This window comes from Neisseria sp. HMSC056A03 (assembly GCF_001815685.1).
GTDB lineage: Bacteria > Pseudomonadota > Gammaproteobacteria > Burkholderiales > Neisseriaceae > Neisseria > Neisseria subflava.
Genome location: NZ_KV821587.1, coordinates 86,991 through 100,427 on the forward strand (window position 1 = coordinate 86,991; position 13,437 = coordinate 100,427).

A 13,437-nucleotide genomic window follows, 5' to 3' on the forward strand; every position below is an offset into this window, starting at 1 on the left:
CTGTTTGATTGATACGTTTTAAAATTAAGGCCGTCTGAAAAGTGTTTCGGAAATCTTAGATTTCATTTTTACACTTTCAGACGGCCTTTTATCATCTGTTCAAATAAAGTAAATCGGTAAAGTAAATCGGCATTTCTTCTGCTTGTACCGCCGGTTCATCAGCGCGATCATTCTTACGATATTGCCCCGGCGATATCCCATATTGCTTTTTAAATGCCTTGCCAAAATGCGTTTCCGATTGAAAACCCACCGAGAGTGCAACCGATAAAACCGAATCCGCCGTCTGTTTCAACAATAATGCCCCCTGCTGCAAGCGGATACTGTTAACAAAGGCATGTGGACTTGTTCCCGTCTGCTGCTTAAATACCCGCATTAACTGGGCGCGAGATAAGTTGGCAATCGCAGTCATTTTCTCGATATTCCATTCCTCTTCCGGCTTATCCACTACTGCCTGAAGCAGATTCCGCAAGCGTTTGTCCTGCCAACCATTCAGCAAACCGCTTAATTGCGCTTCCCCATTTTTCTCCAGGCTGGCTCGAAGTAGAAATACCAGTAACACCGAAGCCAACGCGTTCACAACTGCTACCGATCCGGACAAAGCCTGACCGCTCTCATATTGCAACAATGCCACCAAATACTGCAAAGAAGGATGGTTAATATTTAGTAAAACCGTATCAGGCAGCCCCGCCATAATATCTGCCTGCGCTTCATATTCAAACCGCGCGCAGAAAAGATGCAAGGCCGCATCGCCTCCTGCATGACTCTGCTTGACTTTAAATGCGCCTTTTTCACTCGTCAGCACGTTGACACCGAGATTTTCACAACTGCTATCGCTGCTCAAAGTATGCCCTACGCTGCGCGGAAAAAAAACGATATCCCCCGCACTCAGCAGCCTGGCCTCTTGCTCCCCGTCAATTCGGATATAACCCGAACCGGCAGTTACGATATGCACCAAACCATGCGCACGCTTTGGTTCATGCCGCACATACCATTCCCCCTGAAACAGACATTGAACATCCACGCTGCCTTTTACCTGCGCCAATTCGACCAGCCTATCCAAAATATCCATAGTGTTTTTTTTACCAATAAATGAGATGTTTTGATGATTTAAATCTTCCAATTATTGCAATAATACACACACCAAACACAAACGGATAGGATTTTTTTATCTTATCCACTCACATTAAGAAAGGACATATTATGTTTAAAGACTGGCCTGAACATACCGCCTTGGTAAAAAAATCATTCGGCGAACTGGGTAAAAACCATCCTAAAATGCTGCAAGCCTACGGCGCACTGGATCAAGCAGCCGCCGCCGAAGCACTGGATGCCAAAACACGCGAACTGATCGCCATTGCCGTTGCCATTACCACACGTTGCGAAAGCTGCATCAGCGTGCATGCCGCCGCAGCAGCCAAAGCAGGTGCAACCGAAAGCGAAATCGCCGGCGCCTTGGCCACCGCTATCGCATTGAATGCTGGTGCCGCTTATACCTACGCTTTGCGCGCTTTGGAAGCAGTAGAAACCCAACGCTAATCGGTTTGTAAAATCAGGCCGTCTGAAAGCTGACTCCCCTTTCAGACGGCCTGATGAAATGCTAGACTGATAAAGTTATCATATTGTTTTCTGTCTAATAGGAGATTGAACCATGAAGAAACTGCTGACCGCCGTACTTTTTGCCGCCGCTATTGCCACTCCTTTGGCCGCTTCCGCAGCCTCTATGCCTAAGGTTGAAAAAAGCGCGGCACAACCTGCAAAAGCAAAAGGCGTTTGGATTGATGTCCGCTCTGCCGAAGAATTCAAAGAAGGCCATTTGCAAGGTGCACTCAATATTCCGCATGACCAAATCGTTGACCGCATCAAATCCGTCAGCCCGGATAAAAATGCGCCGGTAAACCTCTACTGCCGCAGCGGCCGCCGTGCAGAAGCCGCGCTGGCTGAGCTGAAAAAAGCCGGCTACACCAACGTAACCAACCATGGCGGTTATGAAGACTTGGTGAAAAAAGGTTTGAAATAAACCTAGTTGATTTTAAAAAGGCCGTCTGAAACTTTTCAGACGGCCTTTTTTGCCATTACAGACAGCAACTTCCAAATCTCAAACGTTTGCTGAGACCGGTTTCGTGAATCAATTGTTTGATAACCAAGATATTGGTGTTATCGGCCAATGCGCGAATGCTGTGTGCTTCCATCGGCTCAAGACGGATAACTTGCAAGCCTTCGGTTTGCAAAACTTCGTCCACCGTTTTGATTTCGGCTTTTCCGTTTAAAACCAAAAGCAAAATAATCGCATCCGCCTCATAGGCCGGAATTTCATTATCCTTCTGCAGTGAAAGCTGAACAATCTCCTGATTGCCGTCTGAAGCAATCACGCCGCCCAATAAAGCTTTGGGGTCTAACTCATAATGTTTCATTATTATCCTTTCCGCCCAAACGTTGCCGATTCATGGACAATCGCTCAAGCAAACCAGTACAATACCGCCCATCTTACCGATAGACACAATATTGTCACATGAACATATTAATCTCAAACGACGATGGTTATCTTGCGCCCGGTTTGGCTGTTTTGGCAAGAGTGTGCGCAGAATTTGCCAATGTCAGGGTGGTTGCGCCCGAACGCGATCGCAGCGGCGTCAGTAATTCCCTGACTTTAGACCGTCCTTTACAACTGAAACAGGCGGAAAACGGGTTTTACTATGTCAATGGCACTCCTACCGACTGTATTCATGTCGGCCAGCACGCCCTTGCCGACTTCAAACCCGACTTAGTCTTGTCCGGCATTAACAACGGCGCAAACATGGGCGACGATACACTTTATTCCGGTACGGTTGCCGCCGCAACGGAAGCCTATTTAATGGGCATTCCCGCTATTGCTTTCTCGCTTGCCGATTCCAGCGGCCGTTATTGGGAAACCGCGGAAAAAGCCGCTTGGATACTGCTTTCCTACTTTCTCAAACGTCCTATTTCCGAACCCATCTTATGGAACATCAATATCCCTGCCGTCGCACCTGAGGATATCCAAGGCATAAAAATTACACGGCTCGGCCGTCGTCATCATGAACAAAGCATTGTTCCCATGTATAATCCACGTGGCGAACAAATTTATTGGATTGGTCCGGTCGGCGATGTTTCCGACAGCGAAGAAGGTACCGACTTTGGCGAATGCGCGTCCGGCTTCATCACGATTACCCCCCTGCAAGTCGATTTGACTGCCTACGGACAAATGGAGCAAACCGCTTCCTTTTGGTCAGAAATCCCTGCGCCTTAACAGTCCCTAACAGCCGAACACTTGAGAAACAAGCATATTTTTATTATGATATGCCTCGACGAGAACAATTACCCGAATACGAAAGTCATTAACATGTTGAAAAAAAGTGTATCTTATGCCGGATCGGCAGCTTTGGTTTTATTACTTGCAGCCTGTGCCAGCCAACAACCGGCTCCTGTAGTCGTCGGCACACAAAGCGGTGGTTCAACAACAAGCTCTACCGCTGACAATCCTTACGGTGCAGCGCCTTACAATACCAACACCAGCCCAGCGGCAGATGCTCCATACACTCCGCCGGCAAGTACACCTGCTCCAACGTACAACAGCGGCAGCACCGGCACTTACACGCCTTCTTACGCACCTGTTGATATTAATGCAGCGACACATACTGTTGTTCGTGGTGATACCGTTTACAACATCTCCAAACGCTACAACATTACCCAAGACAATCTGCGTGCATGGAATAACCTAGCCGACAACACCATCAGCATTGGTCAAACCCTGCGCGTAAAACCTGAAGGCTACGTTGCACCTGCAGCTTCTGCAAGCAAACCTTCTACTCCAACAACGACAACCACTGCTCCAACCCCAAGCACTCCTGCTAATACACCAACCGTGTCTACCGGCAGCAGCCGCAACGTCAGCGGCATCACATGGCAGCGTCCGACTACTGGTAACGTTATCGCCAACTTCGGCGGTAGCAACAAAGGTGTAGATATCGCCGGTACGCAAGGCCAGCCGGTTGTTGCAGCGGCAGACGGTAAAGTCGTTTACGCAGGCTCAGGCTTGCGCGGTTACGGCAACTTGGTCATCATCCAACACAACTCCTCATTCTTGAGCGCATACGGTCACAACCAACGTCTGCTGGTTAATGAAAACCAAACCGTTAAACGCGGTCAAACCATTGCGCACATGGGTAATACCGATGCATCTCGTACCCAGTTGCACTTTGAGATCCGTCAAAACGGCAAACCGGTCAATCCGGCAAATTATGTTGCCTTCTAAGCTGATTCAAGCAACCTAATTTCAATTCAATCCCTGCCTAAATGTCATTTAGGTAGGGATTGTTTGTACCGGTTTCCCATGAAATTTCATCTTCCCTTTCTTTATGCCCTGCTATTGGGCGGTTGCGCCGCGTTTTTGCCATCATTGGACGAACGCACCCAAAGCAGTTATCTTGACATACCTGCAACCCCACGGCTGGACAGCGCATTAGGCATTCCTTCTACGTCCTCCAAGACCGATGTTTCCCATATCTATCTGCTGAACGATGCCCATGAAGCCTTTGTCGCCCGTGCAGCCCTGATTGAATCCGCCGACCATACCCTCGATTTGCAATACTATATCTGGCACAACGACATATCCGGCAAGCTTCTGTTCAACCTGATTCATCGCGCGGCCGAACGCGGCGTCCGTGTGCGTTTGCTTCTGGACGACAACAACACCAACGGCATGGATGATCTCCTGCTGGCACTCGACAATCATCCCAATATCGAAGTACGTCTGTTTAATCCCTTTATTTTCAGAAAATGGCGTGCACTCGGCTACGTTGCCGACTTTCCGCGACTCAACCGCCGAATGCACAACAAATCGTTTACCGCCGACAACCGTGCCACCATTTTGGGCGGACGCAATATCGGCGACGAATATTTTAAGGTTAACGACGATACCATCTTTGCCGACCTCGATATCCTCGCCACAGGCCGCGTCGTAACCGAAGTTTCCCAAGATTTCGACCGCTATTGGGCAAGCCACTCCGCCTACAACGCGACCAGCATCATCAAGCGGGGAAACCTGCAAAAAGGATTGGCAGAGCTCAATTACACCGACCAAGATAAAAACCAAACGCTCATCCGCTACCGTCAAAGCATCGAACACTCCAACCTATATCAAAAAATGCAGAGCAACCTTATGGAGTGGCAAAGCGTCAGCACACGCCTGATCAGCGATGACCCGGCCAAAGGCTTAGACCGCGACCGGCACAAACCGCCTATTTCCGAACGCCTACAAGATGCCCTCAAGCAACCCGAAAAAAGCGTTTATCTTGTTTCCCCTTATTTTGTACCCACAAAATCGGGCGTTAAGGCCATAGAAAAGCTGATTCACAACGGCGTGGATGTTACCGTCCTGACCAATTCCCTCCAGGCAACCGACGTTGCCGCCGTCCATTCCGGCTACGTCAAATACCGCAAGCCCTTGCTTAAAGCAGGAGTCAAACTTTACGAGCTCCAGCCCAACCACGCCGTTCCGACCTCCAAAGACCGCGGCTTGACCGGTAGCTCCGCCACCAGCTTGCATGCCAAAACATTCATCGTGGACGAGAAACGCATTTTCATCGGTTCATTCAACCTCGACCCACGCTCCGCACGCCTCAATACCGAAATGGGCGTCGTCATCGAAAGCCCCGAAATCGCAGGCCAAATGCAGCGTACCCTCGTAACGACCACACCAAGCTACGCCTATCAGGTAACGCTTGGCAATTACAACAAACTATACTGGTATGACCCAAGCGAAAAACGAACTTACGCACACGAACCCGAAGCCAAGTTCTGGAAACGGATTACTTCAAAAATCCTGTCCATCCTACCCATAGAAGGATTATTATAGAGGCCGCCTGAAAACAGAAATCATGCGGCCGGAGGAATTTACCATGTCTCGACTCATCTGCAAAACCCTATTTGTTTGTACCGCCAGCCTATTGTTGGCCTCCTGCGGCACTACCGGCAAACACAAATCCCACAAGCCGCAAACAACCGCCAGAAAAGTCCAACCTGTCCGCATTTCCCATATCGACCGCACCCAAGGTTCGCAGGAATTGATGCTTCACAGCCTAGGCCTGATCGGCACACCCTACAAATGGGGCGGCAGCACCACAGCCACAGGCTTTGACTGCAGCGGTATGATCCAATACGTCTATAAAAACGCCCTCAACGTCAATCTGCCACGCACCGCGCGCGATATGGCCGCAGCCAGCCGAAAAATTCCCGACGGCAAATTGAAAGCCGGCGATCTTGTCTTTTTCAATACCGGCGGCGCACACAAATACTCCCATGTCGGCCTCTACATCGGCAACGGCGAATTTATCCACGCCCCCAGCAGCGGCAAAACCATCAAAACCGAAAAACTTTCCACTCCGTTCTACGCCAAAAACTATTTGGGCGCACATACCTTTTTTACTGAATAAATCAAGGCCGTCTGAAAGGTTTTGCCCCGTCATTTTGAAAGTAAAAACCATCAAGGATATATCATGCACACAGAATCCGTTCTAACCCTCCTCAAAACCCTGCAAAACCAAATCTGCGCCGCGCTGGAGCAAGAAGATGGCGAAGCCAAATTTGTGCATGAAGCATGGACTGGGAAGCTGGGCATTGGCGAAACCCGCGTATTGAAAAACGGCGCAGTATTCGAGCAGGCCGGTGTGAATTTTTCGCATGTAAAGGGAACAAAAATGCCGGCTTCTGCCACGGCCCATCGTCCGGAATTGGCAGGCGCGGCATTTGAAGCCATGGGTGTGTCGCTGGTCATTCATCCGAAAAATCCTTATGTCCCGACCAGCCATGCCAATGTGCGCTTTTTCATTGCCTATCCTGAAAATGCCGAGCCGGTTTGGTGGTTTGGCGGCGGCTTTGATTTGACGCCGTTTTATCCTTTTGAAGAAGATATCGTGCATTGGCATACAGTGGCGCTGGACGTATGCGCGCCATTTGGCGAATCGGTTTATCCTGAATTCAAACAATGGTGTGACGAATATTTCTATTTGAAACACCGTAACGAAACACGCGGCGTGGGCGGCCTGTTTTTTGACGATTTAAACCGCTGGAATTTCGATACCTGCTTGAATTTTATCAAGGCAGTCGGGGAAGGCTATATCGCAGCGTATCTGCCGATTGTGGCAAAACGCAAAAATACGCCTTATGGAGAACGTGAACGAGATTTCCAACTCTACCGTCGCGGACGCTATGTGGAATTTAACTTGGTTTGGGACAGAGGCACGCTGTTCGGCCTGCAAAGCGGCGGTCGTACGGAAAGCATTTTGATGTCCATGCCGCCTTTAGTACGCTTCGAGTATCAATATGCGCCGGAAGAAGGTTCTCCAGAAGCCGCATTAAATCAATTTTTGGTAGCGCGAGACTGGCTGCAGGAATTCGGAAAATAATATCTGTTTGCAATCAGGCCGTCTGAAAAGCTGTTTTTAATCATAAATCCTGCTTTTTCAGACGGCCTTTGCTTCAATTGCTTTGAATTTGCATACCTTTGCCTATTGCGCTGTTTCATCTCTATAGAGTTTTTGAGACAATGCGCCCATATAAAAATCACCTCACAAACCACACTAAAAAGGAATAATCGGTGAAACGCATTTTCTTATTTATTGCGACCAATATTGCAGTTTTGGTTGTCATCCGTGTTATTTTGGCCATCTTGGGCATCAACAGTACCGACCAAGTCGGCAGCCTGTTGGCTTATTCCGCCGTCGTCGGCTTCAGCGGCTCGATTGTCTCCCTGCTGATGTCGAAAACCATCGCCAAACATTCGGTCGGCGCCGTCGTCATCGACCAGCCCCAAAGCGAAGAAGAAGCTTGGCTGTTGGCAACTGTTCAAGCGCAAGCCCGCCAATGGAATTTGAAAACGCCGGAAGTCGCCATTTACGACTCTCCCGAGCCTAACGCCTTTGCAACCGGCGCAACCAAAAACAGCTCGCTCGTCGCCGTCAGCACCGGCCTGCTCGACCACATGACCCGCGATGAAGTCGAAGCCGTTTTGGCGCATGAAATGGCGCACGTCGGCAACGGCGATATGGTAACGCTGACGCTGATTCAAGGTATTGTGAATACTTTTGTCGTCTTCTTGGCGCGTATCGTTTCCAGCATGGTGGCGCGCAACAATGACGGCAGCACTTCGCAAGGTACATATTTCATGGTCAGCATGGTATTGCAGATCGTATTCGGCTTCCTCGCCAGCATCATCGTGATGTGGTTCAGCCGCCAACGCGAATACCGCGCCGATGCGGGTGCTGCAAAACTGGTGGGCGCGCCGAAAATGATTGCCGCCCTGCAACGCTTAAAAGGCGGTACCAGCAACCTGCCGCAAACCATGACCGCAATGGGCATTGCCAGCGAAGCCAAAGATTCTTGGTTCAGCACCCATCCTTCTTTGGACAACCGCATCAACCGTTTGAAAAACCGCTAATCGAAAACATCAAGGCCGTCTGAAACATCCATTTCAGACGGCCTTTTTTTATTTCTTCATCAAAGCCCGCTTGATGATAATCATCCAGTCTTTCTTATCCAACAGCGGGCGCTGGTTAAACACGTCATATTTGCAACCGTCCAGCTTCTGCAAAATCAACTGGCCGCCGACAATAATCATGCGCAGTTCAAAACCGATTCGCCCTTTGAGGGTTTTGCCCAACGGCGAGCCTGCCTTCAGCATTTGAAAGGCACGTTGGCACTCGTGCGCCATCAATCGTTGAAAAGCAAAATCGGCTTTGCCGGCCGCAATCTGCTCTTCACTGACTTTGAACTTCTGCAAATCTTCCTGAGGAATGTACACGCGCCCTTTTTGCCAATCTACCGCCACGTCCTGCCAGAAATTAATCAGCTGCAAGGCAGTGCAAATGCCGTCACTTTGCGCCATACTCACTTCATCGATTTGCCCGTACAAATGCAGCATAATGCGCCCCACCGGATTGGCGGACAAGCGGCAATAGGCAATCAATTCGCCAAAGTTTTCATAACGGGTTTTGACCACATCCTGACTGAACGCCGCCAGCAAATCATAAAACGGCTGCAACGGTAATTGAAACGGCTCAATCGCTTCGTTATGCAAACGCTGCATCAATACCGTTTGCGGCTTCCCGCCTTGTGCAATGCGGTCTAACTCTGCCTTCAGTTCGTCCAATTGGCGCAGGCGTTCGGCTGCTTCGGCATTGCCTTCGTCGGCAATATCGTCTGCCGTCCGCGCAAAAGCGTAAATGGCGTGAACCGGCTTGCGCAAACGGCGCGACAGCACAATGGAGCCGACTGGGAAGTTTTCGTAATGATTGACTGACATGGGAAATCCGAAAATTTAAAATAAAGTGTTTTTGCTGACAGGCCGTCTGAAATTCAGACGGCCTTACGTTTGGCCGCAAAGAAATCCTGCAATACGTTTTGGCATTCTTCTGCCAATATGCCGCCCAAAATTGCAGTATGCTTGTTCAGACGTTTGTCGGCAAACAAATCGACCACGCTGCCTGCCGCACCGGTTTTGGCTTCGGCCGCACCATAAATCACGCGCCCGACCCGCGCCTGTATCAAGGCAGATGCGCACATGGGGCAAGGCTCTAAGGTAATGTACACATCGCAATCTTCCAAACGGTAGTTTTGCAAGGCCTTACCTGCGACGGCAAGCGCATTGATTTCGGCATGGTGGCTGACATTGTGGTCGCCAATGCAGGTATTATGTGCCGCAGCGATTGCTTCGCCTTGATATACGATGACTGCGCCAACGGGCACTTCACCCAAGGCCGCCGATTGTCTGGCCTGTTCTATCGCCAGCCTCATAAAGGCTTCCATATCGCTTTGCGAAGGGAAAACGGCAACAGGCGGATGGTTTTTCAAAGCCTCGCCCAGCTCCGTCTTTCTCTCCTCGGAAATATGCCGGACATCCACACCTAAAACCAGCGCATCCAGTTGCCATAAGGTGCTTTTGGTTACGGTCAAACCCGACGCTTTCAGCAATAGAAATGCGCGGACTGCGCCGATTTCCTGTAAATCTTCCAGTGTACGAATACCCAATTCTTTTAGTGTGGACAATGTTTTAGGCGCAAGTGGTGGCGTAGTCAGCATGGATTATTCCTGAAAATGCTGACGCGCCAAGGCCAAGGCCGTCTGAACATAATCGCTGTCTGCGTAAGGATCTAACGTGTGCGCCAAAGGAATTTTCCGCAACCAGGTCAACTGGCGTTTGGCAAGCTGGCGCGTGGCGACAATGCCTTTTTCGACAAAGGTGTCATAATCGGTTTCGCCTTCGAGATAATCCCAAGCCTGACGGTAGCCCACGCAGCGCATAGACGGCATATCGGCATGCAGCTGCGGATAATCGCGGCGTAAGCCGTGCATTTCATCTAGGAAACCGTGTTCCAGCATATTTAAAAAGCGTTTTTCGATTTGGCGGTGTAACAAATGACGGTCTTCGGGGATAAGGGCAACCGTGCATAAATCCAATAAAGGCGCAGCCTGCTTCTGCTCTGTGAAATGTTCGTTCAAAGGCTTGCCGGTCAGAAGATAGACTTCCAAAGCGCGTTCAATACGCTGGCTGTCATTGGCTTTCAGACGGCCTGCCGTAATCGGGTCAACTTCCTGCAAACGGCGATACAGGCCTGCCAGACCGTGTTCGTTTTTTTCTGCCTGAAGTTGTGCGCGCACCGCCGCATCCGCGCTGGGCAAATCGTTCAAACCTTCCGTCAGCGCGTGGAAATACATCATCGTGCCGCCAACAATAAACGGATAGCGACCGCGTGCATGTATTTCGTTCACCAAGCGCACGCAATCGCCGACAAAATCCGCCGCGCTGTAACTTTCCAGCGGCGAGATAATATCAATCAAATGATGCGGTACGGCGGCAAGCTCTTCGGCAGTCGGCTTGGCCGTACCGATGTCCATGCCGCGATACACCAGCGCGGAATCCAAACTGATGATTTCTACCGGCAACGATTGGGCAATATTTAAGGCCAGTGCGGTTTTACCGCCGGCGGTCGGGCCGAGTACGGCGAAGGCTTTGGGCGCGTTCATAAGAAAACGGAAAAATTAAAAATGCGATTATAGCAAACCCGGGCAAACCATATTTCAGGCCGTTTGAAACATTTGCTCTACATTATCAAAAGCGTTACACTTGCTGCGCCGTTTCAGACGGCCTTTTATATTGATTTCAAACCTGCTGCTGCCGTCATTGCGCCGGCAGTCAAGCCGTCAGCGACACTGCGTCGCTGTAAACACGAAAGAACACACTATGACCGTATCTCCCGTAGCCTTGCGCCGTCAAACCGAGCGCAAGCCGCATCCGACTGCGCGTTATTGGAAAAAATGCGATGTCGAGGCTTTGTTTGGACTGCCTTTCCTCGACCTCGTTTTCCAAGCCGCCGAAATCCACCGCCAAAACTTCAACCCGCGCGAAATCCAACTCTCCACCCTGCTCTCCATCAAAACCGGCGGTTGCCCCGAAGACTGCGCCTACTGCCCGCAATCGGCACACCACAACACCAATCTGGGCAAAGAGCAAATGATGGATGTGGACGAAATCGTCGAAAAAGCCAAAATTGCCCAATCTCGCGGCGCCAGCCGTTTCTGTATGGGCGCAGCATGGCGCGGCCCCAAACCCAAAGACGTGGCTGTCGTTTCCGAAATCATCAGCGCGGTGAAAAGCTTGGGCATGGAAGTGTGCGGCACCTTCGGTATGCTCGAGGACGGCATGGCTGAAGACTTCAAAAAAGCCGGCCTGGACTACTACAACCACAACCTCGACACCGACCCCGAACGCTACAACGACATCATTCACACGCGAAAACACGAAGACCGCATGGACACTTTGGGCAAAGTCCGCAACGCCGGTTTGAAAGTCTGCTGCGGCGGCATCGTCGGCATGAACGAAACCCGCGCCGAACGCGCAGGCCTGATTGCCAGCCTCGCCAACCTCGACCCGCAGCCCGAAAGCGTACCGATTAACCAGTTGGTCAAAGTGGAAGGCACGCCGCTTGCCGATGCCGAAGATTTAGACTGGACGGAGTTCGTGCGCACCATCGCCGTGGCACGGATTACCATGCCGCACAGCTACGTCCGCCTGTCGGCAGGCCGCAGCAATATGCCGGAATCCATGCAGGCCATGTGTTTCATGGCTGGTGCAAACTCGATTTTCTACGGCGACAAGCTGCTGACTACGGGCAATCCGGACGAAGACGGCGACCGCCTGCTGATGGAAAAATTGAATTTGTATCCACTGCGCTTTGAATTGGAAGAGGAATACAAAGCCGCGCAGGAAACGCCTAAAATCAAAGTCGACTATTAACCGCCATCATAAAAGGCCGTCTGAAACTTTTTCAGACGGCCTTTTATCGTTATTCAACATTAAAACTTTCAATCTTCCGTATCCACTCTTCCTTTTCCGCCTCGCTCAAAAACGAAGCGCGGAACGAATTGGCGCACAAGGTTTTGATTTCTTCCGCACTCAAATCTAAAGCCTCGGCAAGCGCTTCAAAATTGCGGTTCATATAGCCGCCGAAATATGCCGGGTCATCGGAATTGACGGTTACCAATACGCCGCGTTGCAACATACAGCGCAAATTATGTTTTGCCATTTCAGGGAACACTTTTAATTTCAAATTGCTCAACGGGCAAACGGTCAACGGCATTTGCTCTGCAATCAAACGCGCCATCAAGGCCTTGTCTTCTTCCGCCCGTACGCCATGATCGATACGGCGGACATGCAGCAAGTCCAAAGCCTCATAAACATATTCCGGAGGGCCTTCTTCTCCGGCATGTGCCACCGTCAACAAACCCTCCGCCCGCGCCTGCGCAAACACGCGCCCAAACTTGGATGGCGGATGCCCCAGCTCGCTCGAATCCAAGCCTACGCCGATGATGTGTTCTTTATAAGGCAAAGCCTGATTTAAGGTTTCAAATGCGCTTTCTTCCGACAAATGCCGCAGGAAACACATAATCAAACGCGTACTTATACCCCATTGCTGCTCGGCTTCACGGCAGGCGCGGACAATGCCGTTAATCACGGTTTCAAACGCCACGCCACGCGCAGTATGGGTTTGCGGATCGAAAAATATTTCCGTATGCACGACATTGTCTTCGCGGCAACGCTCAAGATACGCGCGGGTCAAATCGTAAAAATCTGCCTCGTGCAGCAAGACGCCGGCACCGGCATAATAAATATCCAAAAACGACTGCAAATTGTGGAAATCATAAGCCTGCCGTACCGCATCGACATTTTCATAAGGAATCGCTATGTGGTTGCGCTTGGCGATTTCAAACATCGACTCCGGCTCAAACGTCCCTTCGATATGGACGTGCAACTCGGCTTTGGGCAGGGCTTGGATAAATTGTTTGATATTCATATTTTCTCTGATTTTCGGTTTATATTTAATATTGAAGGCCGTCTGAAACTTTCAGACGGCCTTTGACCATTTA

Annotated in this window: 15 protein-coding genes; 9 read left to right on the forward strand and 6 right to left on the reverse strand. The window is 50.4% G+C overall.

Annotated elements, in window-relative coordinates; genetic code table 11:
* Window positions 1–91: 91 nt before the first annotated feature.
* Entirely contained in the window at window positions 92–1,069 is a 978-nt protein-coding gene (locus HMPREF3052_RS01035) for a cupin domain-containing protein (RefSeq protein WP_070747912.1), read from the reverse strand.
* 131 nt (window positions 1,070–1,200) lie between these two features.
* Here HMPREF3052_RS01035 and HMPREF3052_RS01040 point away from each other — a divergent pair, with 131 nt between their 5' ends.
* Both HMPREF3052_RS01040 and HMPREF3052_RS01045 read left to right on the forward strand, forming a co-directional pair.
* Window positions 1,201–1,536 carry a carboxymuconolactone decarboxylase family protein gene (locus HMPREF3052_RS01040; protein ID WP_003680742.1) on the forward strand — a complete coding sequence of 112 codons (336 nt, stop codon included), beginning with the start codon at window positions 1,201–1,203 and terminating at the stop codon, window positions 1,534–1,536.
* Window positions 1,537–1,648: 112 nt separating this feature from the next.
* Window positions 1,649–2,017, forward strand: coding sequence for a rhodanese-like domain-containing protein (locus tag HMPREF3052_RS01045; protein ID WP_070747914.1), 369 nt, complete (start codon window positions 1,649–1,651; stop codon window positions 2,015–2,017).
* 55 nt (window positions 2,018–2,072) lie between these two features.
* On the opposite strand, the gene HMPREF3052_RS01050 is transcribed toward HMPREF3052_RS01045, so the two are convergent.
* Window positions 2,073–2,411 (reverse strand): cupin domain-containing protein, encoded by a 339-nt coding sequence (locus tag HMPREF3052_RS01050; protein WP_049329421.1) that lies wholly within the window; start codon window positions 2,409–2,411, stop codon window positions 2,073–2,075.
* A 98-nt stretch (window positions 2,412–2,509) separates the two neighbouring features.
* Here HMPREF3052_RS01050 and surE point away from each other — a divergent pair, with 98 nt between their 5' ends.
* From surE to htpX, 6 genes are all read left to right on the forward strand, one after another.
* Window positions 2,510–3,265, forward strand: coding sequence for a 5'/3'-nucleotidase SurE (surE, locus tag HMPREF3052_RS01055; RefSeq protein WP_003686460.1), 756 nt, complete (start codon window positions 2,510–2,512; stop codon window positions 3,263–3,265).
* A 93-nt stretch (window positions 3,266–3,358) separates the two neighbouring features.
* On the forward strand, window positions 3,359–4,270 hold the full coding sequence (locus HMPREF3052_RS01060; protein WP_003686291.1) for a peptidoglycan DD-metalloendopeptidase family protein: 912 nt from the start codon (window positions 3,359–3,361) through the stop codon (window positions 4,268–4,270).
* Between the two features lie 78 nt (window positions 4,271–4,348).
* Window positions 4,349–5,872, forward strand: a complete 1,524-nt coding sequence (locus HMPREF3052_RS01065; protein ID WP_070747916.1) for a phospholipase D family protein — start codon at window positions 4,349–4,351, stop codon at window positions 5,870–5,872.
* A 43-nt stretch (window positions 5,873–5,915) separates the two neighbouring features.
* The gene (locus HMPREF3052_RS01070) at window positions 5,916–6,449 is read left to right on the forward strand and encodes a C40 family peptidase (RefSeq protein WP_070748067.1); all 534 of its coding nucleotides are present in this window, start codon (window positions 5,916–5,918) and stop codon (window positions 6,447–6,449) included.
* A 63-nt stretch (window positions 6,450–6,512) separates the two neighbouring features.
* Window positions 6,513–7,421, forward strand: a complete 909-nt coding sequence (gene hemF, locus HMPREF3052_RS01075) for an oxygen-dependent coproporphyrinogen oxidase (protein WP_070747918.1) — start codon at window positions 6,513–6,515, stop codon at window positions 7,419–7,421.
* A 191-nt stretch (window positions 7,422–7,612) separates the two neighbouring features.
* Window positions 7,613–8,452, forward strand: coding sequence for a protease HtpX (gene htpX, locus HMPREF3052_RS01080; RefSeq protein ID WP_070747921.1), 840 nt, complete (start codon window positions 7,613–7,615; stop codon window positions 8,450–8,452).
* A 48-nt stretch (window positions 8,453–8,500) separates the two neighbouring features.
* On the opposite strand, the gene hpnC is transcribed toward htpX, so the two are convergent.
* Genes hpnC through miaA form a run of 3 tightly spaced genes read right to left on the reverse strand, consistent with a single transcriptional unit; the run spans window position 8,501 to window position 11,037 of the window.
* Window positions 8,501–9,316 (reverse strand): squalene synthase HpnC, encoded by an 816-nt coding sequence (hpnC, locus tag HMPREF3052_RS01085; protein ID WP_070747923.1) that lies wholly within the window; start codon window positions 9,314–9,316, stop codon window positions 8,501–8,503.
* A 53-nt stretch (window positions 9,317–9,369) separates the two neighbouring features.
* Window positions 9,370–10,092, reverse strand: a complete 723-nt coding sequence (gene tadA / locus HMPREF3052_RS01090; protein ID WP_070747925.1) for a tRNA adenosine(34) deaminase TadA — start codon at window positions 10,090–10,092, stop codon at window positions 9,370–9,372.
* Window positions 10,093–10,095: 3 nt separating this feature from the next.
* Window positions 10,096–11,037, reverse strand: coding sequence for a tRNA (adenosine(37)-N6)-dimethylallyltransferase MiaA (gene miaA / locus HMPREF3052_RS01095; protein ID WP_003685622.1), 942 nt, complete (start codon window positions 11,035–11,037; stop codon window positions 10,096–10,098).
* A gap of 217 nt (window positions 11,038–11,254) precedes the next feature.
* Between miaA and bioB the strand changes: the two genes are divergently transcribed.
* A complete protein-coding gene (gene bioB, locus HMPREF3052_RS01100; protein WP_003746495.1) occupies window positions 11,255–12,307 on the forward strand; it encodes a biotin synthase BioB in 1,053 nt (350 codons plus the stop codon).
* Between the two features lie 49 nt (window positions 12,308–12,356).
* On the opposite strand, the gene HMPREF3052_RS01105 is transcribed toward bioB, so the two are convergent.
* A complete protein-coding gene (locus HMPREF3052_RS01105) occupies window positions 12,357–13,364 on the reverse strand; it encodes an adenosine deaminase (RefSeq protein ID WP_070747927.1) in 1,008 nt (335 codons plus the stop codon).
* Between the last annotated feature and the right edge of the window lie 73 nt (window positions 13,365–13,437).